Below are 24,564 nucleotides of genomic sequence, written 5' to 3'. Positions count from 1 at the left end.
CGGATTTGTTATGGATTTGCCTGAACTGTACCTGGAGCCCGATGAAATCACGCTGACCGCCGTGCGGGCGCAAGGAGCGGGCGGCCAGAACGTGAACAAGGTGTCGAGCGCCATCCACCTGCGCTACGACGTCAAGGCCTCTTCTTTGCCCGACCTGGTCAAGGCCAGGCTGTTGCGCTTGCGCGACCACAGGATCACCAAGGATGGCGTGATCATCATCAAGGCCCAGCTGCATCGCAGCCAGGAGTTGAATCGTGCCGATGCGCTCGCCAGGTTGCATGAGCTGGTCAATAGCGTGGCCAGGACGCCCGCGCCGCGCATCGCCACCAAGCCCACCAAGGGCTCGAAACTGCGCCGGCTGGAAGGCAAGCGCCGCCATGCCGAGCTCAAGGCGTTGCGGCGCCATGTGATTGAATGAGTGGCCACCGCACCGAAACCGATCCCATCCGGCCCGGCGGCCCCGGGCAGGGCCATGGGCGATCTACGCCATACACAAGGCAGTTTGCCGGCCGCTTTTATTTCAGGTCGGGTATCAGGGCTTGTCCCAGCTGTTGCTTTTGCTCGATTTCCTTGACGGCCTGGTCCAGCGCCAGGTAGCGGCTGGCGGTATTGGGGTGCGACGCGCCGTGCGAGATCGCCTTCGGGTGCTCGGCGCCCATGCGCCGCCAGAAGTTGGGCGCGCTCCTGATGTCGTAGCCCGCGCGCGCGGTGGCGTAGATGCCGACATAGTCGGCCTCCGCCTCGAAATCCTGGCTGAACGCCCCGGCGCCGAGGTTGCCTCCCAGGTTGGTGACATCGACGCCGGTCACGGCGGTCGCTACCGCGCCTAGAATCACGCCCAGCAACTGGTTGTTGGATTTCTTGCCCATGTGGTCCATCTGGTTGTGCGCGAACTCATGCCCGATCACGGTGGCCAGTTCATCGTCGTTTTCGGTAAAGCGCAGCATGCCGCTGGTGATGTAAATCCCCTTGCCGTCGGCATAAGCGTTGACATCGTCCGCAGTGACCACCGTCACGGGATAGTTGCAGACGACGTCCATGGGGATCTGCAGGGTCCGGGCCTCGTCGGCACGCAGGATGTCGACGGCGATTTCCCGGCCTGGCGTGTGGGGCGCCGCAATCAATGACTTGAGGTCGGCCTGCTTGCTGCTGACGGTTTGGTTGTTGATGCGGACGATCACATCGCCTTTTTGTAGCCCGGCGCTTTCTGCGGGGCTGCCGGCAAAGATTTCCACTACTTTGTAGTCGTCGGTCAAGTTCCAGTGTTTGACCGCCGCGCGCTGCACGTCGCCTTGAAACTGCGACTGGTAATATGCGAGGAAGCCAAGGTGGGGAGCGGTGTTGCTACCGCAGTACGGGGCGGAGGTTCGTAATATCGGCAAGGCGACGCGCATGGCGTGCAGGTGCCGCTTCGCCTGGTTCTGGAAGGCCAGCTCGTGCTGGATGGCTTTTTCGGATTCGCTGACCTGTTGGTCGATAGCGGTTTGCTTGGTGACGGGAGTGGAGCAAGCGAGAAGTAGCGAGCTGATTGCCAAAGCGCTGAGATTGCGGATCATACGTCCCCCTTGAAATCGTGCCGATGGTTCGCCGGATACCTATGCTGGTATCTCAGGGCCTGTTCAACATATCCCATGAAGACATGTTGAACAGGCTATCGCCAGCAGTGTATTACTGCTGTGCTTGTTTGCGCAACTTGCGCAAACGGGTGACCTTGCGCGTCACCCAGCGCCAGAGCCAGCCGTCGGCAATTTCGCGGCCATTGATGATCCAGGTGAGGGTCTTGTGGTTGCTCAGGGTGATCGGCTGCACGCTCTTGGCCATGGCGCTGCCGCAGAATAGCAAGCGGTCGCCAACGTGCAACTGTTCGGTGACTTCCGGCAGCAGGGTGTATTGGCCGCTGCGTACCAGCATGAGAGGGACCAGGTCCAGCTTCTGCGTGCGGTTGCCGGGGTCGCGCGTCAATGCATCGAGCGTCACGGGCAGTCCCCAGGCAATCAGGTTGGCGACAGCGGGGCTGTGTTCCGCATCCACGGTCACGCCCCAGGCATCCGGTACGTTCTCGCCCACCACCCCTACCAGGCGGCTGATCAATTGGTTGGCCCAGCTGTTATCCTGCGTGCGCACCAGTTGCAGGAAATGCGTCATCATCGGTGTGATCATGCGGGCCAGGCATTCATGCGCAATGATGTCGCTGGGATCCATCGAGATATCGGCATTGAAGTGCTCGAACAGGGGCTCGTTGAAGCGGCGGTTCTTGCGCACGACGACGAACAGGTTGGGGTTCATCTTTTGCGCGGTCATCACGATCGACAGGTTGTTGATGTCATTGTTGGTGCCGGCGATGATGCCCACGGCATCGTCTATCCCTGCCGCTTTCAGCGTCGATGCTTCGGTGCCGCTGCCGACGATGCAGTTTTCGCAGTGGGTGAGCTCGGGGTCGGCCTCGATGACGACGGTCGTGATTTGCTCGCGCTCGAGGTTCTCCACCACCGCCTTGCCGAAACGCCCGTAGCCGCACACGATCCATTTGCCGATCGGGGGTACCTCGGGCAGGGTCAGGATATCGCCCGGCACGCCGGTGAGCCATTGGTGCAGCAGGTAAGTCCCGATCGCGTGTACCTCCATGCCTAGCTGGTCGCCAAATAAGGTATAGGGGTTGAGGATATGGTCGGTGCCGAACGAGGCCATATTGGCGGCGACTTCATCGTCTTCCGCCCGGGCGAGCACCATGAGGTCGGGATTGAGCAGCTTGGCCGCTACCGCCACCGCCAGGTTGACATGGTCGTTGTCGGTGAGCGCGGCGATGCCCTTGCACATGGGATGGCGCACGCCTGCCCGCAGCAAGGTGTCGGGCATCTTGGCATCGGCGCAGAGCACCGGGATGTCGAACTGGTAGTCTTCGAGCTCCAGGTCGTTAACGCGGTCCTGGTCCACTTCGGTGACCACGACGCGTATGCCTTTGTGGTCCAGCGCCTTCACCAGCAGGCTGCCGGTTTCACCGTAGCCTGAGACGATGAAGAACGGCTCGTGCAGATGGTCCACGGCCCGGGCGAAACTGTTGGTGGTGAGCGCTTGCTTGAGCGCGGGGTCCTGGAACAGTGAAATGATCTTACCTATGGCGTAAAACCAGGGAATGACCGTGAAGTAGATCGAGAAGGTCATCCATAGCCGCTGCGAATCGCTATATGGGAAAGGGACTTCGCCGAAGCCAATCGTGGTGGCCGTATAGCTGATGACATAAAAAGCCTCGAACAGGCTCATATGCCAAGGGTTGCCGTGATTATCGACGCCAGGCATCAATGTCAGCCCGACAATCGCGATGGTGTAGCTGACAATCACGGTGATCAGCGGCGCGCGCATGCGCCGCAGGATCAGGAAGAAAATATTGTTCACAAGCGGTTCCGCTCAGGATTTACCGGCGTAGCGTAATCGTTTCCGCAAGCAGCAGGATGACCGAGGTGATATTGGCGAGCAGAGCGCCCCCGCTGAGCGACACGACGCGCGCGGCGGTGCCGGATTCTTCGGCGCTGGCGACTACCCAGACGATGGCCGCCGCGATCAGTTGCAGGTCCGCGACCAGGCTGGTGGATAGGTGGATGGCGCCGATCTGCGAGCGGTCGCCGAACTTGAGCACCGTGGCGATCAGGTTCACCACGATCGCGGTATACAGCTCATAGATATGATGTTCGATGGGGTTGCCGCTGCCCCCGACGAAGAAACCGAAGTTAAGGGTCATCGCCAGTACGATGAAGAAGCCGAAAATGACTTTTTCCAGATTCATTGTGATCCCTGTATATGTGGAGTTGAGAGAATGGAGGCGAGTTTAGTAGATTTTGCCCGACATGGCACCTTTACCAGGCGGCAGGGGCTCGTTGAAACGCCTTCCATAGCGTCGGCAGTCCTGCGATATGGCGCTTTTCCCGTTTGCGCGCGGCATGCTGCCAGGCGAGCCACGCGGGTTGTAGGCCGGGATTGCGCTTGCTCATGCGCTCCAGGGTCTGGCTGGTGACGGCAAGGTCATTGAGCGCCCCGAGGCTGGCTTGAATTTCGCTTAGCGCATCCAACAGTTTTGCCGTCTGTTTTTCTGCTTTCTTGCTCGGATAAAGCGGGCTGAATAATTCGACCGCGTAACGCAGGCGGCGCGCCAGGATGCGCAGCTTGTGCCTTTTCTCCACAGAGAGTTTGTTGAGCCGCTTACCTTGCTTGAGCAGTTTTTTATGCCTGCGGCGCAAATGCGATGCGGCGGTATTGGATACGGCGTGACGGCTTGCGGGCAATCCTACAGCAAACAGGTGGCCCAGCGTGAGCAGCAGGCGTTGATAGCGCGATTGCCTTAGCCCGTTGCGCAGCGCGCCGTATGCCCGGCTTCTTGCGCGGGCAACGTGGGCTTGGGCCTGCTGCAGTTCATCTGCAGGCAGCTTCAGGCCCGGCAGGGTTTCATGCAGCAGCACATCGAGGTCGCGCGCCTTGGCGAGCAAATCATTGAGCCAGTCGATTTCATCGCCGAGCACATCGTCCTGGCTGCCAAAGGCTTTCAATGCCACTTTCATTCGGCGCAGCGCCACCCGCATCTGGTGCACGCCTTCGGGGTCGTCGCCCTGTATTGCGATCGCCTGGTTGCTTTGCAGCTGGCGCAGGCATTCCCAGCCCGCCTTCTCGAAGGCTTCTCCCGGGCTGTCCTTGGGCGTCAGGCCTGCAGGCTTGGCTTTGGAGGCCTGCTGCGGGAAATCGCGGTAATAGGCATAGCCGCGCTGGGCCTTGCTGACGTTTTCTATGGTGAGCGGGATGTCGGATTGCAGCTCGAGCGCGAGCGCGAACAAGTGCTCGACCTTGCCGCCCTTCAGCTCCAGTTCGATCTCGATGAGCGGCTGACAGTGGTCCTTTGCGATCAAGAGGCCGTCATCCAGCGACAGCTCGATGTGGCTGCCTTGGTAATCCAGCTGCCATTCGGTGCGGCGCATATCGGTGGTGAAGATGGGAAGCAACGCCTGCCGGAGCGCCGGATCGTCAAAAATAGGGGTAAGGCTGGGATCCGTGATCTTGGTGTAATCAGGCTCCCCCTTGGAGATGATGTCCTCCCACTCGAGGCGCTGGTGCAGCCCCGCCAGGGAATGGCCTGCCGCCTTGACCGCCTGGAACCAGCCGCCGGACATGCGCCGTACCCGCAGGCTCACGCGCTGGTCGAGCAGCTGTAAGTCGGGCGTGTCGTAGTAGGTGCTCACCAGGCGGCGCGTGACGGCTCTTTCTGCCAGATGCTTGCGGATGGCGGCATGCCGGCGCAGGCGGGGAATATCCTCCTTGGCAATGCGCAGCTTGAGCTCGATCTCGTTGGGCATATTCCCTCCTGGTGGTTATTTTTGCTTGTTGGCGTTGACCAGCCAGTGCAGCAGCGGAGCCCATTGCTGCAAATCGCGGCTGACCTGGGATGGGCGGATGTCGAACAGGCTGGCGCCTTGCTCTGCCGCGAGGGCGTATACCTGGGCATTGCGCAGGTTGCCCACGGAGGGGAAGCCCGATTTTGCGAGGAAATCCTGCAAGGCCAATGCGGCGCGCGTGCGGTTGTCCACCCGCATGCCGACCATCGCGACGAAAGTGCGGCCTTTGCGCACGGATTTCTCTTCCTGCAGCACTTGCAGGAAATCCCGTGTCGCTCCCATGTCGAAAGCGGACGGCTGCATGGGGACGAGGATGAAATCGGCATCCTTGACGGCCTGGCTCAGTTTGTCGCCGCGCAATCCCGCAGGGGAGTCGACAATGGTCCAGTCGGCGCTGAGGCTGTTGGTGTATTTGCCGCGGCCGTCCTGGCCATGGATCAATGGCAGCTTGTACGGCCTGCGCTCCAGCCATTGCAGTGCGGAGCGCTGCCGATCCATGTCTGAAAGCACCACATGCCTGCCCCTGCTGGCAAAATAGCCGGCCAGGTTGGTCGCAAGCGTAGTCTTGCCGCTTCCTCCCTTGGGGTTTGCAATCAGGACGGTGCTCACATGCTCTCCCAGGAGTGTTGGATCGGGGTGGGGGGCATCTTCATCAAATCAGTTCTGGCGTCACCATGGCGCGCAGTATGGTTTGTTCTTCCTCGCCGCGGCGGCGGTTGGCGATCCACCAAATAGCCCCTTTCTTGATGCTCCAATATTGCATGCGGCGCGTCATGGCATAGGCCGCAGCCATGCCCAGCGTCGGCTGGTGGCCGATGATGAGCACGCTGTCTTTACCCAGCGGCCAGCCTGCCGCATCAAGCAATACCTGGGGCGACGAACCCGGGGCAAGCTCGTCCAAAGTGGTAAACTCCAGCCCGAGGGCGTGGGCTGTCTGTTGCGTGCGTCTGGCGGGGCTCACAAGAATGCGGGTATCAGCTGGCATGTGCTGTTTCAGCCAGGCTGCCATTTTTGCAGCCTGTTGCTCCCCCTTCGGGGTAAGCTCGCGGGCAAGATCGGGAGAGCCTTCTTCGGCTTCAGCGTGACGCCATAAAATAATATCCATAAACCTTGTTGCTAAGCGGAGAATGTCCTTCTATCTTAGCGCTCAACCTGCTTCATGACAAAGTGACATCTGTGTGAAATTACAAATCTTTCTTTCCGATACTGCTGAAAGCCGGGCTGCCATGGCGGCCGACGATGCCTTGCTGCGGCTGCTGGCGCGAGGCCGGGTGCAGTGGCTAGCGACAGGCTGGGAAGCCTATCTGTGCCAACAGTTCGGCATTGCAAAGCAGCAGGATTGGCCGCTCGCCGCATTGGCACGCCTGGGAAATCGATTGTCCGTAGACGGGGCGTACTGGATGCTGGCAAGCCCGGTGCACCTCATGCTGCAGCGGGACTCTTTCTCGCTTGCTCAGCCGGCGCCGCTGGCCCTAGGCTTCGAGGAAAGCGAGGCATTGCGGACTAGTCTCAATCGGCATTTTGCCGGGGAGGGACTCGAGTTCCTGCCGGGAGCGCAAAGGCATTGGCACCTCAAGCTGCAATCGGCGCCGGCACTGTCGACCACCTCGATCAGCGTTGCCGCCGGGCGCGACGTGACGCCCTGGCTGCCGCAAGGGGATGATGCGCAGCACTGGCGGCAATTGCTCAATGAAATGCAGATGCTGTTGTTCGGACATGAGGTTAACCAGGCAAGGGAGGCGCGCGGCGAGCTTGCCGTCAACAGTGTCTGGCTGCATGGGGGCGGCGTGTTGCCAAGCCAGAGCAAGGCGGCTCCGTGCAAGGTTTATAGCGGCGATGCCAGCCTGAGAGGCATGGCGGAGCTCGCAGGCCTGCAGCATGCCGCCATTGCCGGTTTGCAGGCGCTGTTGCACGAATCGCATGCGCCTGCCGTCGTGCAGTCTTCGTATGATGAGCTAGGGGCAGGCTGGTGCGAACTGTTGTGGCAGACGTTGAAAGCCCGGCAGATACAGCAGTTGGACATATATTTCCCCTGGTCTGATCGCATGCTGCATTTGCGACTCAAGCCAATCGATGTGTATAAGTTCTGGCGCAAGCCTATAGCATTGGAAAAGTATTTTTGATGGTTCAGATCATACAAAGAAATATCGAGAAGGATGCCTATGAGGCATTGGTCGAGGCCGGCGTGCGTCCTACGATGGCTCGCTTGCTTGCCGCGCGTGGGGTGAGGGATATGGGACAGATGGAGGCAAGCCTGGCTCGCCTGATCCCGCCGGAAACGTTGACAGGCAACCCCGAAATGGCGGCCCTGCTGGCAGATGCCATTGCGGCAGGCAAGCGCATCATGGTGGTGGGCGACTACGACGCTGACGGCGCCACCGCCACGGCGGTGGCCGTCAAGGGCTTGCGCAGCATGGGCGCTGCCGTGGATTTTCTCGTGCCGAACCGTTTCGAATACGGCTACGGCTTGACGCCGGAAATCGTGACATTGGCCGCCGGCCATCATCCTGACCTGATCCTGACTGTGGATAACGGCATTGCCAGTGTCGACGGGGTGGAGGCGGCCGATAAGCTTGGCATTCCTGTACTCGTGACCGACCACCACTTGCCCGGAGATGAGACTCCCCGGGCGGCATGCATCGTCAACCCGAATCAATACGGATGCGATTTTCCCAGCAAAAACCTGGCGGGTGTCGGCGTGATGTTTTATGTCCTGCTTGCGCTGCGCGCCGAGCTACGCCGGAGAGGGGCGTTTGATGCAGGTTCCGAACCCAACCTGACCGAGCTGCTGGACCTGGTGGCGCTGGGCACCGTGGCCGACCTGGTGCGGCTGGACGACAACAACCGCATCCTGGTCGAGCAGGGCCTCCGCCGCATCCGCGCGGGCAAATGCAGCCCCGGCGTGCTGGCCTTGTTCGAGGTGGCGGGGCGCGGCCATGCCAAGGCCAGTCCGCAGGATCTTGGCTTCAGTATCGGCCCGCGCCTGAACGCGGCGGGGCGTCTTGACGACATGACGCTGGGCATCGCCTGCCTGTTGGCGCCGGATATGGCATCGGCCCGGCAGATGGCGCAGCAACTGCATGAGCTGAACCAGCAGCGGCGCAATATCGAGGCCGGCATGCAGGATGATGCCCTGGCAGTGCTGGACGAGATCGATGCTGCCGGGCGCTATAGCCTGAGCCTGTTCCGGGAAGGCTGGCACCAGGGCGTGATCGGCATCCTGGCCTCCCGCATCAAGGAGCGTTTTCATCGCCCCGTGATTGCATTCGCATCAGCAGGCGATGGCGTCATCAAGGGTTCGGGGCGCTCGATTGCGGGTCTGCACCTGCGCGATGCGCTGGACCTGCTTTCCAAACGCGAGCCCGGCTTGCTGCTGAAATTCGGCGGGCATGCCATGGCGGCGGGCTTGAGCATACGCGAGCAGGATTTTCCGCGCTTCGATGCGGCATTTGAGCAAGTGGTCGCTAGCCTGTTGACCCAGCAGCAGCTCGAGGCCGTGATCGAGGTCGACGGCTCATTGTCCGTAGAGGATGCCGGGCTGGACATGGCGTATGCGTTGGAGCGCCAGGTGTGGGGGCAGGGATTTCCGCCGCCGTTATTCCTGGACGAGTTCCGCGTCGTCAACCAGCGCATTGTCGGGGAGCGGCATCTCAAGCTGAGCCTGGAAAAATCCGGGCAGGTGTTTGACGCCATCTTTTTCAGGCAGGAGCAGTTCCTGCCCGAGCGGGTGCATGCGGTCTATCAAATGCAAGTGAACGAGTTTCGCGGCGCGCAGTCCGTACAACTATGCCTGCAGCATTGGCAGGAGCCAGCCTAGCCGGGGCCGCGTGCGTTGACCGGTCCAATGGCTGCACTGTAATATCGATCAACAATATCAAATAAATTTTTCGGGTTTTTTTATGCGTCGCAAGCTGGTTGTCGGCAACTGGAAAATGAATGGCAACCTTGCTCAGAACAAAAGGTTGCTGGAAGCGCTCGTGCGCGGCTTGCGGGATGTCGGCCATGTGGATATCGCCGTCTGCGTCCCTTATCCCTACCTGTTCCAGGCCCAGGAAATGCTCAGCAACACCAATATCGCCTGGGGAGCGCAGAATGTGGCCAAGCACGAGAACGGCGCCTATACCGGCGAAGTCAGCGCCGCCATGCTCAAGGAATTTGGCGCCAGCTACGTCATCGTCGGGCACTCGGAGCGCAGCGACGCCTACTGCGAAAGCGATGCCAACATCGCCGACAAGTTCGCCATCGCCAAGCATTACGGCATCACCCCCATCTTTTGCGTCGGCGAAACCCTGCAGGAGCGCGAGTCGGGAGTCATGGAATATGCGATCGCCAACCAGTTGGACGCCATCCTATCCGTCTCGGGCGGAGCCTTGCTCGACCAGGCCGTGATCGCCTACGAACCCGTATGGGCGATCGGGACCAACAAGACGGCTTCGCCGGAGCAGGCGCGCGCTGCGCATTCCTTCATTCGCGAGCGTGTTGCCGCCATGCATCCCGGTGCGGCGGAAAGCGTGAGAATCATCTATGGGGGTAGCGTAAATCCGAGAAATGCGGCACAATTGCTGTCTATGCCGGATATAGACGGCGGATTGATCGGCAGGTGTTCTTTGGATGCCGATGATTTTGAAAGAATTTGTCGCGCTGCTTGCTGAGTTTACAGCCAGGCAGGGGATTTAAAAGAGAAAATGGAAACAATCGTAACCGTCATTCATGTGATCGCAGCGCTGGGCGTAGTCGGCTTGGTATTGTTGCAGCATGGCAAGGGTGCCGACATGGGCGCTGCGTTTGGTAGCGGCGCTTCGGGCAGCCTGTTTGGTGTCAGCGGCTCATCCAACTTCATGAGCCGTGCAACCGCCATCTGCGTCGCGATCTTTTTCGTGACCAGCATGAGCCTTGCATACTTGGCCAGCCACCGTTCTGAACAAGGCAGCGTGGTACAGAAGTCCGTGGTAAAATCCGCTCCTGTTTCTGATGTGCCCAAGCCTGCTGAACCTACATCGGCAAAGGACGTACCTCAGTAATTACAAAGTTTTCGGGCGTAAGCCCATTGCCGTCGTGGTGGAATTGGTAGACACGCTATCTTGAGGGGGTAGTGGCGAAAGCCGTGTGAGTTCGAGTCTCACCGTCGGCACCAAATAAATCGAGAAATCGATCGTAAAACCCGCATTAACCTAGTGTTGTGCGGGTTTTTTATTGGCTTTAATTGCTGTTAAGAAGGCCGTGCGAGGCGGCAGTTGTTTGCTTGATGAAATGGACTAGTCCTTGTTTCATTCAAGTGAAATATGGCGGCAATACCATGTTCATCAATGCGATTGCACGCATTGAATCTTCCAAACTCATACAGGCCCATCCGGGCCTGTTTTTTCTTGATGTTTCCGGTCTGTCCTTCGTCCCGCCTTCCCTCTTTAGGCGGTGTTGCAACAGGAAGTATTGTTGCCGCTGAATCACCTTTTCTTGATGCTTGATGATCTTTTGAGTGTCTGATGCTTTGCGGGCTGGCGTCTGGAAATCCTGTCGTTTTTCGTCTTGGACGAATAAATTGAAATCCCTGTGAACTATTGAGGTTTTTGCGGGTATAACCTGTATCTTGTGGGGTTATTTTCGTAACAAAAAGTTAATTTGATTGCATTTTAACCCTGGTTTTATAAGGTTATTTGCAACTAAATATCATATGAAACAATTGCTAATGGTAAAGTCAGCCCCTGTGGCGGCATTCCGGGCTGTTTAGTTGTAATTTTTATGTTACAATTCATTAACAAATGCGGGGTATGATGAATGCATCGCTACCGCTGTCAAGTTGAATGAACTTGATTTCCTCAAGGCTGATTTGTATAGGGTTAGAACGTGCTGGAGAACTACTTCCCGATATTGCTGTTCATCATTGTGGGTCTTGGTGTCGGTGTCGCTCCTATTGTGCTTGGCAAGCTGGTTTCTCCCAACCGTCCTGATGCCGAAAAGAATTCTCCTTACGAATGCGGCTTTGAAGCGTTCGAAGATGCGCGTATGAAATTCGACGTGCGCTACTACTTGGTTGCCATCCTGTTCATCCTGTTCGACCTTGAAATCGCCTTTCTTTTCCCTTGGGCCGTCGTATTGCAGGAAATCGGCCTGTTCGGCTTTCTGGCGATGATGGTCTTCCTTGGGATACTGGTCGTGGGTTTCGTCTATGAATGGATGAAGGGGGCGCTGGAATGGGAGTAAGAGGTAATCTGGCATGAGCATTGAAGGCGTACTCGAAAAAGGCTTTGTAACCACCACGCTGGATACGGTGATCAACTATACCCGCACCGGCTCCCTGTGGCCGATGACGTTCGGGCTGGCTTGCTGCGCGGTGGAAATGATGCATGCCGGCGCGGCGCGCTACGACTTGGACCGTTTCGGCATCGTGTTCCGTCCCAGCCCCCGGCAGTCCGATGTCATGATCGTGGCTGGCACGCTGGTCAACAAGATGGCGCCGGCATTGCGCAAGGTCTATGACCAGATGGCCGAGCCGCGCTGGGTGATCTCGATGGGTTCCTGCGCCAATGGCGGCGGTTATTATCACTATTCCTATGCCGTCGTGCGCGGGTGCGACCGTATCGTGCCCGTGGACGTCTATGTCCCAGGCTGCCCGCCGACTGCCGAGGCCTTGCTCTACGGCATCATCCAATTGCAGAACAAGATTAAGCGTACCAATACGATAGCCCGCTGAGAGCCGACACAATGACGCGCCTGGAACAATTAAAGCAGAACTTGCAGCAAGTGCTCGGTGAAAGCATGACCCGCCTCAAGGACGATGGAGGCGAAATCACGATCGAGTGCAAAGCGCCATGCTTGCTGGAAGTAGCCAACCTGCTGCGCGATCACAAACTATTGAAGTTCGAGCAATTGATCGACCTGTGCGGCGTCGATTATGCCGATTATGGCGAGGGTTCGTGGTCCGGCCTGCGCTATGCCACGGTATACCATTTTCTTTCTGTCAGCTTGAACCAGCGGCTGCGCCTACGCGTATTCGCCCTGGATGATGATTTCCCGGTATTGCCTACCGTGGTGGATGTCTGGCCGGCCGCTAACTGGTTCGAGCGCGAGTCGTTCGACTTGTACGGCATCATGTATGAAGGTCACCCGGACCTGCGGCGCCTGTTGACGGATTACGGTTTTGTCGGCCATCCGTTCCGCAAGGATTTCCCGATGATAGGCAACGTGGAAATGCGCTACGACCCCGAGCAGCAGCGCGTGATCTACCAGCCGGTGACGATAGACCCGCGCAACAATGTGCCCAGGGTGATCCGCGAAGAAGGCTTCCATCATGGCTGAAATCAGAAATTACACCATGAATTTTAGCTCCGGCCGTACTTCGTACTTAACTTGCATGCGCAAGTTAGCCTGCACTGAAATAGTGGAAGCAGACATGGCTTCGATGGTCGGGGTGGGAGGCTGAGCCATGGCGGAAATCAGGAATTACACCATGAATTTTGGCCCGCAGCACCCTGCGGCGCACGGCGTGCTGCGGCTGGTGCTGGAGCTTGACGGCGAGGTGATCCAGCGCGCCGATCCGCATATCGGCCTGCTGCACCGCGGGACGGAAAAGCTCGCCGAGAACCGCACCTACCTGCAGTCCGTGCCTTACATGGATCGGCTTGATTATGTGTCCATGATGGCCAACGAGCATGCCTACGTTATGGCGATCGAGAAACTGCTCGGGCTGGAAGTGCCTTTGCGCGCGCAGTACATCCGCGTCATGTTCGACGAGATTACTCGCATCCTCAACCACCTGCTCTGGCTGGGCGCGCATGCGTTGGACGTGGGTGCGATGACGGTGTTCCTCTATGCGTTCCGCGAACGCGAAGATCTGTTCGATTGCTACGAAGCGGTATCCGGCGCGCGCATGCATGCGGCCTATTACCGTCCGGGCGGCGTCTACCGCGACCTGCCGGATCGCATGCCGCAGTATGAGGAATCGGCGGTGCGCAGCAAGGAAGACGTCAAGCAGCTCAACGAGAACCGCCAGGGTTCGCTGCTGGATTTCATCGAGGATTTCACCGACCGTTTTCCGGCCTATGTCGATGAATATGAAACATTACTGACGGACAACCGCATCTGGAAACAGCGTACCGTGGGCATAGGCGTGGTGTCGCCCGAGCGCGCCTTGGCGCTGGGGTTGACCGGGCCGATGCTGCGCGGCAGCGGTTTTGCCTGGGATTTGCGCAAGAAGCAGCCTTACGAGGTGTACGACCGGCTCGATTTCGATATCCCGGTAGGCGTGAACGGCGACTGCTATGACCGCTACCTGGTGCGCATCGAGGAGTTCCGCCAATCCAACCGCATCGTCAAGCAGTGCATAGACTGGCTGCGCAAGAACCCTGGACCGGTCATCAGCGGCAACACCAAGGTTGCGCCCCCGCCCCGTGAAGAGATGAAGCACGACATGGAGGCGCTGATCCATCATTTCAAGTTGTTTACCGAAGGTTTTCACGTCCCTGCGGGCGAAGCCTATGCCGCGGTCGAGCATCCCAAGGGCGAGTTCGGCATATATTTGATTTCCGACGGTGCGAACAAGCCATACCGCGTGAAAATCCGTGCGCCGGGATTTGCTCACTTGGCTGCGCTGGACGAAATGACGCGCGGCCACATGATCGCTGACCTGGTGGCGATTATCGGCACGCAGGATATTGTATTCGGAGAAATTGACCGATGAGTTTGTCTGCTGAATCCTTAGCCAAGATCGACCGCGAGTTGACCAAATACCCGTCGGAGCACCGCCAGGCGGCGGTGATGTCCGCGTTGCGGATCGCACAGACCGAGAAGGGCTGGCTCTCCAAGGAAACCATCAGTGAAGTAGCCGACTACCTTGGCATTCCCGCCATTGCCGCACTGGAGGTGGCGACCTTCTACAACATGTACGAGCTGGAGCCGGTCGGCAAGTACAAGATCACGGTGTGCACCAATATTTCCTGCATGCTGCGCGATTCCGCCGAAATTGTGGAGCATTTGCAGAAGCGCCTGGGCATCGGCTTCAACGAAACCACGGCAGATGCGCGCTTTACCCTCAAGGAAGGGGAGTGCATGGGATGCTGCGGCGGGGCGCCGTTGTTCCATATCAACAATACCGAAATGCATGAGTTCCTGACGCCGGAGAAGGTGGACCAGATATTGGAGGGCCTCGAGAAATGAGGGCGACACAAACCCTGGTTTGCTTGCGTACCGTCGGGCAGGAGAATCCTGCGTCGCTGGATACTTATCTCAAGGTGGGCGGCTACGCCCAGCTGAAGCGGCTGGTGACCGAGAAGGTCAAGGCCACCGAGATCATCAGCCAGGTCAAGCTCTCCGGCTTGCGCGGGCGCGGCGGGGCTGGTTTCCCAACTGGCCTCAAGTGGAGCTTCATGCCGCGCTATTTCGACGGCACCAAGTACTTGGTATGCAATACCGATGAGGGCGAGCCTGGCACCTTCAAGGACCGGGACATCATCCGCTACAACCCGCACCAGCTCATCGAGGGCATGGCGATCGCAGCTTATACCCTGGGCGCGCGGGTGGGTTACAACTATATTCACGGTGAAATCTGGCAGGATTACGAGATATTCGAAGCGGCGCTCGACGAGGCGCGTGCAGCGGGTTATCTCGGCGAACGACTGTTCGGCACCGATTTCAGTTTCGATCTATATGCAGTACACGGCTACGGCGCTTATATCTGTGGCGAGGAGACTGCATTGATCGAGTCGATAGAGGGCAAGAAAGGGCAACCGAGGTTCAAGCCGCCTTTTCCTGCCAGCTACGGCGTGTTTGGCAAGCCGACCAATGTGAACAATACGGAGTCATACACGTCGATACCATGGATCATGGAGCACGGCGGCCAAGCTTTTCAGGAACTTGGTGTCGCCAATTCAGGGGGAACCAAAATCTTCTCGATCTCGGGCCACGTAGACAAGCCCGGGAATTACGAGGTGAACATGGGCATTCCTTTTGCTGAATTGCTGGCACTGGCTGGAGGTGTATGGAAGGGGCGTCAGTTGAAAGCCGTCATCCCCGGAGGGCCGTCAACTGCCGTTTTACCAGCTTCAGCCATCATGGGAGCGACCATGGATTACGATGGTCTTTCCAAGGCGGGTTCGAGCTTGGGCGCCGGCTCCATGATTGTCATGGACGAAACCACCTGCATGGTGAAAACCCTCAAGCGCTTGTCCTATTTCTTCTTCGAGGAATCTTGTGGGCAATGCACGCCGTGCCGAGAAGGCACGGGTTGGCTATACCGGGTCATCAAGCGCATTGTCGACGGGCAAGGCCGGCTGGAAGACCTGGACTTGCTGACCGACGTCAGCAGCAATATCTCCGGCCGTACTATTTGCGCATTGGGCGATGCGGCCGCGACGCCGGTGTTGAGCTTCATCAAGCATTTCCGCCCCGAATTCGAATACTACATCCGCCATGGCCGCAGCATGGTGGAGGACGGCCTGGCAGGACGAATCCAGGCGCAGCAAGAGGTAGCCTATGCTTAATGTCGAGATAGATGGCAAGCAGGTCGAGGTGGAGCACGGCTCCACCATCATCGATGCAGCCGATCAGTTGGGCATTGCCATTCCGCGCTTCTGCTATCACAAGAAGCTTTCCGTCGCCGCCAATTGCCGCATGTGCCTGGTGCAGGTGGAAAAATTCAACAAGCCGCTGCCCGCCTGCGCCACACCCGTGGCCGACGGCATGAAGATATTCACGCGCTCCAAGGCTGCGGTGGAAGCCCAGCAGAGCGTGATGGAGTTCCTGCTGATCAACCACCCGCTGGATTGCCCGATCTGCGACCAGGGCGGCGAGTGCGACCTGCAGGATATCGCGGTGGCCTATGGTGCGCCCGCATCGCGCTACACTGAGGAAAAGCGCGTCGTCGTCAACAAGAACATCGGTCCCCTGGTATCCACCGACATGACGCGCTGCATCCAGTGCACGCGCTGCGTGCGCTTCCTCAAGGAAGTCGGCGGCATGATGGAACTGGGGCTGATCAATCGCGGCGAGCATGCCGAGATCACGGCCTATGTCGACAAGAGCGTCGATTCGGAGCTTTCCGGCAACATCATCGACCTTTGCCCGGTGGGCGCCCTGACCAGCAAGCCGTTCCGCTACACCGCGCGTAGCTGGGAGCTGATCCGCCGACCCTCCATTGCGCCGCATGACGGCCTGGGTTCGCATATCGAAGTGCATATCAAGGACGGCAAGGTGCTGCGCGTGCTGCCGCGCGAAAAGGAAACCATCAATGAATGCTGGCTGTCCGACCGCGACCGTTTTTCCTACGAAGGCCTGAACAGTCCGGATCGGCTCAAAGTGCCCATGGTCAAGCACAATGGCGCCTGGCATGAGACCGACTGGAAAACCGCGCTCGAGCTGGCCGCTGGACAGATCAAGGATATCGTGAACAGCGAAGGCGGAGATGCGCTGGGTGTGCTGGTCTCGCCCAACAGCACCATGGAGGAGGCTTACCTCGCCACCAAGTTCGCCCATGGCCTGGGCTCGGACAATGTCGACTACCGCCTGCGCCACACCGACTTCCGTCATGACGGCAAGCGTCTTGGCGTGATCTGGATGGGCTGCAACATCCCCGATGTGCAGGAAATGGACCGCATCCTGGTGATCGGCGGCAACCTCCGCAACGAACACCCCTTGCTGGCCCAGCGCATCCGCCGCGCGGTTGCCAACGGGGCGGAGCTTTCCGTGGTGAACCCGCTGGATGACGACCCTTTGATCCCGATCAAGCACAAGGCCATTTGCTCGCCGAACGACATGGTCAACGTGCTGTCGCAGATACTCAAGGCCGTTTCGGGCATGGAAAGGCTTTCTCTGTGCCTGCCCAAATCCTTGAGCGAATTGCTGGAAGGCGTCAGGGTCTGGGACAACAGCAAGGCCATCGCCCTCAGCCTGACAGGCCATGGCGAAACCATGGACTTGATCAGCCCCCGCTCCGCCGTGTTCCTGGGCAATATTTCCCAGCATCATCCGCGCTATACCGAAATATTCAGTCTGGCCGAAGCGATCGCCTCCTTGTGCGGCGCGACTTTCGGCGTGTTGAGCGCTGGCGCAAACAGCGTTGGCGCCAACCTGGTCGGCGCGATGCCCAAGGCGGGCGGCCTGAACGCCCGCACCATGCTGGAGTCGCCGCGCAAGGCCTATATGCTGGTCAATGTGGAGCCTGAGCTGGATTGCCATAACCCCAGCCTGGCGAGAAATGCGTTGCAGCAGGCTGAGTGCGTGGTGGCATTGACCGCGTACAAGTCGGAAGCGCTGGAGCGGGATGCCGACATCCTCTTGCCCATCGCGCCGTTTACCGAAACCTCCGGCACTTTCATGAGCATGGAGGGCAGGGTGCAGAGCTTTACCGCCGTGACCAAGGCATTGGCCGAGGCGCGCCCCGGCTGGAAGGTGCTGCGCGTATTGGGCAATCTTGCCGGCGTGGGTCATTTCGATTTTGACAGCACCGAGCAGATCAAGGACGAGATCTTCGGCGGCGAGAAGCCTTCGGCGGTTGTCTGGCGCACCTTGAACAACAACCTGCGCGAGCTGATCGATGTCGAGATCAAGGTCAAGCTGGATAGCGATTTGCAGCGCGTGGGCGAGATCCCGCAATTCCAGTCCGACGGCATTGTCCGCCGTTCGCCGCCTTTGCAGAAGACGCGCCAGGTAGCGAAGGCGGTGCTGGCTGCGCTGCATCCTGAACAGATGCAGAAGCTGGGCATCCAGGAAGGCGAGCGCATCCTCGTCAGGCAAGGCGAAGGCAGCGCCGTGCTGGAGGCGCATGCGGACATCCGCGTGCCGCATGGCTGCGTACGGATTCCCGGCGCCTTGCCTCAAACGGCGGGTTTGGGCGATTTGCTCGGCGAGATCACAGTAGAGCGGATTCCCGTCGAGCAACCGGCTGATGAGGTGGCCGCATGATCGCGGAAGTGCAAACCTTGCTGGGGCCGCTGTGGCCCCTGGTCTGGAACCTGCTCAAGATCATTGCCATCGTCTTGCCGCTCATGGGCGCCGTGGCTTACCTGACCTTGGCCGAACGCAAGGTGATCGGCTTCATGCAGGTGCGTCTGGGGCCGAACCGTGTCGGTTATCGCGGCCTGCTGCAGCCATTGGCGGACGGCATCAAGCTGCTGATGAAGGAAATCATCATCCCGAGCGCGGCGAACCGGACCCTGTTCCTGCTCGGCCCGGTGTTAGCGATTGCGCCAGCGTTGGCAGCTTGGGCTGTGGTGCCGTTCGACCTCACCTTGGTGCTCGCGGATATTGACGCAGGCTTGCTCTATATCCTGGCGATGACCTCTGTCGGCGTGTACGGCGTGATCATTGCCGGCTGGGCTTCCAACTCCAAGTACGCCTTTCTCGGATCTTTGCGCTCCGCTGCGCAGATCGTTTCCTATGAAATCGCGATGGGGTTTGCGCTGGTGGGGGTATTGATGTCTGCCAACAGCCTCAACCTGGGTAAGATCGTCCTGGCCCAGTCCGGTGGTTTCTGGGAGTGGTACTGGCTGCCGCTGTTCCCCTTGTTCGTCGTCTATTTCATCAGCGCGGTGGCGGAAACCAACCGTGCCCCGTTTGATGTGGCGGAAGGCGAGTCGGAAATCGTGGCCGGCTTCCATGTGGAGTATTCCGGTATGGCCTTCGCGGTGTTCTTCCTGGCGGAATACGCCAATATGATCCTCGTGGCCATGCTCGCGGCGCTGATGTTCCTCGGCGGCTGGCTGTCGCCTGTGCCGTTCCTGCCCGACAGCATCTTGTGGCTGCTGTTCAAGGTCGCGGCCTTGCTGTTCTTCTTCCTCTGGTTCCGTGCCACCTTCCCGCGCTACCGCTATGACCAGATCATGCGCCTGGGCTGGAAGGTGTTCATCCCCGTGACCTTGGTCTGGATATTGTTCGTGGGCGCGATGATGCAGACGCGCTGGGCTTATTTGTTTCATTGAGCGATTGGCTTACTTGAGAAACTATTTCATTGAGAAACTAGGATGATCGGCAAGATAAAAGAATTGTTCGCAAGTTTCATGCTGCTTGAGCTGGTCAAGGGCATGGCCTTGACCGGCCGCTACTTCTTCGCGCGCAAGGTCACAGTGCAGTTCCCCGAAGAGCGCACGCCCATGAGCCCGCGCTTCCGCGGCCTGCATGCGCTGCGCCGCTATCCCAACGGCGAGGAGCGCTGCATTGCCTGCAAGCTGTGCGAAGCGGTATGCCCGGCCTTGGCGATCACGATCGAGTCCGAGCAGCGCGAAGACAATACCCGCCGCACCACGCGTTACGACATTGACCTGACCAAATGCATTTTCTGCGGGTTTTGCGAAGAGTCCTGCCCGGTGGATTCGATCGTCGAGACCAGGATTTTCGATTACCACGGCGAGAAGCGCGGGGATTTGTTATATACCAAGCCCATGCTGCTGGCCGTTGGCGACAAGTATGAAGAACAGATTGCCGCGGACCGTGCGGTGGATGCGCGATATCGCTAGAAATTTGATAATAAGGGCGGCTTAACAAAACCCAGCAAGGCGGTCCTGGCTAGGCGTTCTGCCGCAGGCAGTACATTAGTACGACTAGGCAGGGCAACAACGCCAGGAGAGTTTTGTTAAGCCGATCTTAAGAAAGCCACGAGGAGGAGTGATGGATATGGCGCTGCCAATGCGCTTGTATCCATGAGGAGAGCATCATGATATTCCAGGATTATGTTTTTTACGCCCTAGCTGCCATCCTGCTGTTTGCCGGATTGCGCGTGATTACGGCCCGCAACCCGGTGCATGCCGCCTTATTCCTGGTATTGGCTTTTTTCACTGCCGCAGGCATCTGGCTGCTGCTGGAGGCCGAATTCCTTGCCATTGCCCTGGTGCTGGTTTATGTCGGGGCGGTCATGGTGTTGTTCCTCTTTGTCGTGATGATGCTCGACATTAATCTCGACAAGCTGCGCGAAGGGTTCTGGAACGCATTGCCGGTTGCCTTGCCGGTCGGTCTTCTCATGGCCGCCGAAATGGTGATGATCCTGGGCAGCAAGCATTTCAGCGCGGACATGCTCAGCGCGCCTGCGCCCCGGCCGGCCGGATACAGCAATACTGCGGAGATCGGTCGCCAGCTGTACACCGATTACCTGCTGCCGTTCGAGCTGGCTTCCGTCGTGCTGCTGGTCGCGATCGTTGCGGCGATCGCTCTGACGTTGCGCGAGCGCAAGGACTCCAAGTTCATGGACCCTGCGGAGCAGGTCAAGGTCAAGCGCGCCGACCGCGTGCGCATCGTCAGCATGCCGGCAGAAAAGGAAATCGTGCTGGCTTCAGAACCTGGTGTTGAAAAGAAATAAGAATGGGGATGCAGCAATGAGCGTAGGACTCTCTCACTACCTGATTTTGGGTTCGATATTGTTCGCCATCAGCGTGATCGGCATTTTCCTCAACCGCAAGAACGTGATCGTGCTGTTGATGGCGATCGAACTGATGCTGTTGGCGGTGAACATGAATTTCATCGCGTTCTCGCACTACCTGAATGATATTGCCGGGCAGATATTCGTATTCTTCATCCTTACCGTGGCGGCGGCCGAGTCTGCAATCGGCCTGGCGATTCTTGTATTGTTGTTCCGCAATTTGAGAACCATCAATGTCGATGATATTGGCAGCTTGAAAGGATAAACCATGCGAGCCCTGCAAATTTTCATTCGGCATGCCGTGTTGAGCCCTGGAGTATTGGCATGACGGTGCAAAGCCTTTATCTCTGGATTCCCTTGCTGCCATTGCTCGCCGCCGCCGTGGTCGGCCTGTTTGGCCGCCAGTTGCCCCGCGCCTCGGCGCATTGGCTGACGATTGCCGGCGTGGCTGCTTCGTTTGCCTTGTCTCTCTGCGTATTCATGGACGCATTGCACGGCAATGTCTTCAACGGCACGGTGTATACCTGGCTGACCAGCGGCGGGCACCGCTTCGAGGTGGGCTTCCTCGTCGACCGCCTCACGGCGACCATGATGGTGGTGGTGACCTTCGTCTCGCTGATGGTGCATATCTACACCATCGGCTATATGGCGGAAGACCCCGGCTACAGCCGTTTCTTCAGCTACATTTCGCTGTTCACCTTCTCGATGCTGATGCTGGTGATGAGCAACAACTTCATGCAGCTCTTCTTCGGCTGGGAGGCGGTGGGGCTGGTGTCCTACCTGTTGATCGGCTTCTGGTACAAGCGGCCGACGGCGATCTATGCCAACCTCAAGGCGTTCCTGGTAAATCGGGTAGGAGATTTCGGCTTCCTGCTCGGTATCGGCATGGTGCTGTATTATCTCGGCAGCCTGGATTACGCCGCCGTGTTCTCGATTGCGCCGCAATTTGCCGACACAACCGTCGAGCTGGTTCCAGGACATCCGTGGTCATTGATGACGGTGATCTGCATCCTGCTCTTTATCGGCGCCATGGGCAAGTCGGCGCAGGTGCCGCTGCACGTTTGGCTGCCGGATTCCATGGAAGGCCCGACCCCGATCTCCGCATTGATCCATGCCGCCACCATGGTGACGGCCGGCATCTTCATGGTGGCGCGCATGTCGCCGTTGTATGAGCTGTCGACCACTGCCTTGTCGTTCGTATTGGTGATCGGAGCGATCACGGCCTTGTTCATGGGCTTCCTCGGTATCATCCAGCACGACATCAAGCGGGTGGTGGCATATTCCACCCTGTCGCAGCTGGGCTACATGACAGTGGCGCTGGGCGTGTCCGCCTATTCGGTGGCGATTTTCCACCTGATGACGCATGCCTTCTTCAAGGCCTTGCTGTTCCTCGGGGCAGGGTCGGTGATCATGGGCATGCACCACGACCAGGACATGCGCAACATGGGCGGCTTGCGCAAATACATGCCAATCACCTGGATCACCTCCTTGGTCGGCTCGCTGGCCCTGATCGGCACGCCATTGTTCAGCGGCTTCTATTCCAAGGATTCCATCATCGAGGCCGTCAGTTTCTCCCATATTCCCGGTAGCGGCTTCGCCTATTTTGCCGTGCTCGCAGGCGTGTTCGTCACCGCGTTCTATTCCTTCCGCATGTATTTCCTCGTCTTCCACGGCAAGGAAAAATGGATGCAGGAAAAAGCCCACGGCCATCATGACGAACACCACCACGATGACGAACATGACGAGCACCATCACGGGCTGGGGCCGCATGACAAGCCGCATGAATCTCCATGGGTGGTGACGGTGCCGTTGGTGCTGCTGGCCATTCCCTCGGTGCTGATCGGTTATGTCGCGATCGATACGATGGTGTTTGGCGATTACTTCAACGACATCATCTATGTGGATCACCATCAGCACGGCGCAATGCACGAGCTGGCGCATCATTTCCACGGCGCATGGGCGATGGCGCTGCATGGGCTGACATCGCTGCCGTTCATCCTCGCGGCTTCCGGCGTGGCTTTGGCCTGGTTCTTCTACATGAAGCGCCCGGATATCCCGGCAGCGATCAAGGACAGGTTCGGGCTGGTATACCGCATCCTCGACAACAAGTACGGCTTCGACAGCTTCAACGAGAAATTCTTTGCCGGCGGCTCTCGCTTCCTTGGCGGCAAGCTCTGGCGGATCGGGGACGTCAAGTTGATAGACGGCCTGCTGGTGAACGGCTCTGCGCGCTTGGTGGCCTGCGTTGCCGGACTGGTGAGACGCCTGCAGACCGGCTTGGTGTACCACTATGCGTTTGCCATGATCATCGGCGTTTTCCTCCTGCTCACCGTCTTCATGAAAATATAACAAGCTATGAATGACTTACCTTTCCTGAGCCTGTCGATCTGGGTGCCTATCCTGGCAGGCGTATTGGTGCTGTTCACCGGCGGGGACAAGCACGCCGGCGCTGCGCGCTGGCTGGCCCTGCTGGGCAGCATTGCCGGCTTTGCCGTGACCGTGCCGCTCTATCTCGGTTTCGATACGCAATATGGCGGCTTCCAGTTCGTGGAGCGCCTGCAGTGGATTCCTGCGTTCAATATCCAATACCATCTGGGCGTAGACGGGATTGCAGTGCCCTTGATCCTGCTGACCAGCTTTACCACCTTCATCGTTGTCATCGCCGGCTGGGAGGTGATCGAGAAGCGGGTGGCGCAATACATGGCAGCCTTCCTCATCATGTCCGGCATCATGATCGGCGTATTCTCCGCCTTGGACGCCATCCTCTACTATATCTTCTGGGAGGCGATGCTGATCCCGATGTTCCTGGTGATCGGCGTGTGGGGCGGGCCGAACCGGGTCTATGCCACGATCAAGTTCTTCCTCTATACCTTGCTCGGTTCGTTGCTGATGCTGGTGGCGTTCATCTACCTGTATCACCAGAGCGGCAGTTTCGATATCGCCGAGTATTACCGCATGCCGTTGGCCTTGGACGTGCAGGTCTGGATATTCATCGCCTTCTTCATGGCGTTTGCCGTCAAGATCCCGATGTGGCCCGTGCATACCTGGCTGCCGGACGCCCACGTCGAGGCGCCGACAGGCGGCTCGGTGGTGCTTGCCGCGATCGCGCTCAAGCTGGGCGGGTATAGCTTCCTGCGTTTCGCCATGCCCATCGCGCCGGACGCGTCGCATTACCTGGCGGGCTTCATGATCACCCTGTCGTTGATCGCCGTGGTGTATATCGCGCTGGTGGCCCTGGTGCAGAAGGATATGAAGAAGCTGATCGCGTATTCGTCCATTTCGCACATGGGCTTCGTCACCCTGGGCTTTTTCCTGTTCAACCCACTGGGCCTGGAAGGCGCGATCGTGCAGATGATCTCGCACGGCTTCATTTCTTCCGCGATGTTCCTCTCCGTGGGCGTGCTGTATGACCGCATGCATTCGCGCCAGATTGCGGATTACGGCGGCGTGGTCAACACCATGCCGGTGTTTACGGCTTTTGCCGTGCTGTTCGCCATGGCCAATGCGGGCTTGCCGGGCACATCCGGCTTCGTCGGCGAGTTCATGGTGATCCTGGGTACGGTGCAGGTGAATTTCTGGTATGCCTTCCTGGCGGCGACCACCCTGATCTTTGGCGCCGCTTACACCTTGTGGATGATCAAGCGGGTTTATTACGGCGAGATCGCGAATCCCCAGGTGGCCGCACTGCAGGATATCAATCGGCGAGAGTTCTTCATCCTGGGCCTGTTGGCCATTCTGGTGCTGGGTTTCGGGATCTATCCGCAGCCCATCACCGAAGTGACCCACGCAACCGTGAGCCAACTGCTTGAGCATATGGCGTTGAGCAAGCTGCCGCCACTGTAATTGTGA

At 58.7% G+C, this 24,564-nt stretch carries 24 protein-coding genes and 1 tRNA gene; 19 read left to right on the top strand and 6 right to left on the bottom strand.

From position 1 onward, the window contains the following. The first annotated feature begins 10 nt into the window (after positions 1-10). Entirely contained in the window at positions 11-418 is a 408-nt protein-coding gene (gene arfB / locus ACWXTG_RS07390; RefSeq protein WP_480219498.1) for an alternative ribosome rescue aminoacyl-tRNA hydrolase ArfB, read from the top strand. Between the two features lie 97 nt (positions 419-515). Here arfB and ACWXTG_RS07385 read toward each other — a convergent pair whose 3' ends face one another. From ACWXTG_RS07385 to ACWXTG_RS07360, 6 genes are all read right to left on the bottom strand, one after another. Then, the gene (locus ACWXTG_RS07385; protein WP_480219497.1) at positions 516-1,556 is read right to left on the bottom strand and encodes a M48 family metalloprotease; all 1,041 of its coding nucleotides are present in this window, start codon (positions 1,554-1,556) and stop codon (positions 516-518) included. A gap of 112 nt (positions 1,557-1,668) precedes the next feature. Continuing rightward, positions 1,669-3,360 (bottom strand): potassium channel family protein, encoded by a 1,692-nt coding sequence (locus ACWXTG_RS07380; protein ID WP_407997164.1) that lies wholly within the window; start codon positions 3,358-3,360, stop codon positions 1,669-1,671. Positions 3,361-3,412: 52 nt separating this feature from the next. Continuing rightward, positions 3,413-3,781 carry a DUF6394 family protein gene (locus ACWXTG_RS07375; RefSeq protein WP_309566689.1) on the bottom strand — a complete coding sequence of 123 codons (369 nt, stop codon included), beginning with the start codon at positions 3,779-3,781 and terminating at the stop codon, positions 3,413-3,415. Between the two features lie 70 nt (positions 3,782-3,851). Then, a complete protein-coding gene (locus ACWXTG_RS07370) occupies positions 3,852-5,336 on the bottom strand; it encodes a CYTH and CHAD domain-containing protein (protein WP_407996820.1) in 1,485 nt (494 codons plus the stop codon). A 15-nt stretch (positions 5,337-5,351) separates the two neighbouring features. Then, positions 5,352-5,984, bottom strand: coding sequence for a nucleotide-binding protein (locus ACWXTG_RS07365; protein WP_407996821.1), 633 nt, complete (start codon positions 5,982-5,984; stop codon positions 5,352-5,354). A gap of 43 nt (positions 5,985-6,027) precedes the next feature. Then, positions 6,028-6,480 (bottom strand): SixA phosphatase family protein, encoded by a 453-nt coding sequence (locus ACWXTG_RS07360; protein WP_407996822.1) that lies wholly within the window; start codon positions 6,478-6,480, stop codon positions 6,028-6,030. A 73-nt stretch (positions 6,481-6,553) separates the two neighbouring features. Here ACWXTG_RS07360 and ACWXTG_RS07355 point away from each other — a divergent pair, with 73 nt between their 5' ends. The 18 genes from ACWXTG_RS07355 to ACWXTG_RS07270 all read left to right on the top strand — a co-directional run bounded on the left by ACWXTG_RS07355 (position 6,554) and on the right by ACWXTG_RS07270 (position 24,558). Continuing rightward, positions 6,554-7,498, top strand: a complete 945-nt coding sequence (locus ACWXTG_RS07355) for a hypothetical protein (RefSeq protein WP_480219496.1) — start codon at positions 6,554-6,556, stop codon at positions 7,496-7,498. Then, positions 7,498-9,192, top strand: coding sequence for a single-stranded-DNA-specific exonuclease RecJ (gene recJ / locus ACWXTG_RS07350; RefSeq protein WP_480219495.1), 1,695 nt, complete (start codon positions 7,498-7,500; stop codon positions 9,190-9,192). The genes ACWXTG_RS07355 and recJ overlap by 1 nt, the downstream gene beginning before the upstream one ends. An 82-nt stretch (positions 9,193-9,274) precedes the next feature. Beyond that, complete coding sequence (gene tpiA, locus ACWXTG_RS07345; protein ID WP_480219494.1) at positions 9,275-10,027, top strand: triose-phosphate isomerase; 753 nt, start codon at positions 9,275-9,277, stop codon at positions 10,025-10,027. A gap of 33 nt (positions 10,028-10,060) precedes the next feature. Further along, positions 10,061-10,396, top strand: a complete 336-nt coding sequence (gene secG, locus ACWXTG_RS07340) for a preprotein translocase subunit SecG (RefSeq protein ID WP_309566676.1) — start codon at positions 10,061-10,063, stop codon at positions 10,394-10,396. A 28-nt stretch (positions 10,397-10,424) separates the two neighbouring features. Then, positions 10,425-10,509: transfer RNA gene (locus ACWXTG_RS07335), tRNA-Leu, on the top strand. A gap of 710 nt (positions 10,510-11,219) precedes the next feature. After that, positions 11,220-11,576 carry an NADH-quinone oxidoreductase subunit A gene (locus ACWXTG_RS07330; protein ID WP_230346657.1) on the top strand — a complete coding sequence of 119 codons (357 nt, stop codon included), beginning with the start codon at positions 11,220-11,222 and terminating at the stop codon, positions 11,574-11,576. A gap of 13 nt (positions 11,577-11,589) precedes the next feature. Then, a complete protein-coding gene (locus tag ACWXTG_RS07325) occupies positions 11,590-12,066 on the top strand; it encodes a NuoB/complex I 20 kDa subunit family protein (protein WP_011480281.1) in 477 nt (158 codons plus the stop codon). Positions 12,067-12,077: 11 nt separating this feature from the next. Beyond that, complete coding sequence (locus ACWXTG_RS07320) at positions 12,078-12,671, top strand: NADH-quinone oxidoreductase subunit C (protein WP_407996827.1); 594 nt, start codon at positions 12,078-12,080, stop codon at positions 12,669-12,671. A 127-nt stretch (positions 12,672-12,798) separates the two neighbouring features. After that, a complete protein-coding gene (locus tag ACWXTG_RS07315; protein WP_309566669.1) occupies positions 12,799-14,052 on the top strand; it encodes an NADH-quinone oxidoreductase subunit D in 1,254 nt (417 codons plus the stop codon). Then, a complete protein-coding gene (gene nuoE / locus ACWXTG_RS07310; RefSeq protein ID WP_480219493.1) occupies positions 14,049-14,528 on the top strand; it encodes an NADH-quinone oxidoreductase subunit NuoE in 480 nt (159 codons plus the stop codon). The genes ACWXTG_RS07315 and nuoE overlap by 4 nt, the downstream gene beginning before the upstream one ends. Then, positions 14,525-15,850, top strand: a complete 1,326-nt coding sequence (nuoF, locus tag ACWXTG_RS07305; RefSeq protein ID WP_480219492.1) for an NADH-quinone oxidoreductase subunit NuoF — start codon at positions 14,525-14,527, stop codon at positions 15,848-15,850. Before nuoE ends, nuoF begins: the two co-directional genes overlap by 4 nt. Next, positions 15,843-18,269 (top strand): NADH-quinone oxidoreductase subunit NuoG, encoded by a 2,427-nt coding sequence (gene nuoG / locus ACWXTG_RS07300; protein ID WP_480219491.1) that lies wholly within the window; start codon positions 15,843-15,845, stop codon positions 18,267-18,269. The genes nuoF and nuoG overlap by 8 nt, the downstream gene beginning before the upstream one ends. Then, complete coding sequence (nuoH, locus tag ACWXTG_RS07295; protein ID WP_480219490.1) at positions 18,266-19,285, top strand: NADH-quinone oxidoreductase subunit NuoH; 1,020 nt, start codon at positions 18,266-18,268, stop codon at positions 19,283-19,285. Before nuoG ends, nuoH begins: the two co-directional genes overlap by 4 nt. 42 nt (positions 19,286-19,327) lie before the next feature. Next, positions 19,328-19,819, top strand: a complete 492-nt coding sequence (nuoI, locus tag ACWXTG_RS07290; RefSeq protein ID WP_309566660.1) for an NADH-quinone oxidoreductase subunit NuoI — start codon at positions 19,328-19,330, stop codon at positions 19,817-19,819. A 197-nt stretch (positions 19,820-20,016) separates the two neighbouring features. Beyond that, positions 20,017-20,655: an NADH-quinone oxidoreductase subunit J gene (locus ACWXTG_RS07285; protein ID WP_407996831.1), complete on the top strand. Its 639-nt coding sequence runs from the start codon at positions 20,017-20,019 to the stop codon at positions 20,653-20,655. Positions 20,656-20,671: 16 nt separating this feature from the next. After that, entirely contained in the window at positions 20,672-20,980 is a 309-nt protein-coding gene (nuoK, locus tag ACWXTG_RS07280; protein WP_011480272.1) for an NADH-quinone oxidoreductase subunit NuoK, read from the top strand. Positions 20,981-21,039: 59 nt separating this feature from the next. Beyond that, positions 21,040-23,064 (top strand): NADH-quinone oxidoreductase subunit L, encoded by a 2,025-nt coding sequence (gene nuoL / locus ACWXTG_RS07275; RefSeq protein WP_480219489.1) that lies wholly within the window; start codon positions 21,040-21,042, stop codon positions 23,062-23,064. 6 nt (positions 23,065-23,070) lie between these two features. Next, positions 23,071-24,558 carry an NADH-quinone oxidoreductase subunit M gene (locus ACWXTG_RS07270; protein WP_309566652.1) on the top strand — a complete coding sequence of 496 codons (1,488 nt, stop codon included), beginning with the start codon at positions 23,071-23,073 and terminating at the stop codon, positions 24,556-24,558. Positions 24,559-24,564: the final 6 nt, after the last annotated feature.

The organism is Methylobacillus sp. DLP286 (genome assembly GCF_056636515.1).
Note: the sequence above shows the minus strand (reverse complement) of the source record. Positions and strands in the feature narration are given on the sequence as shown.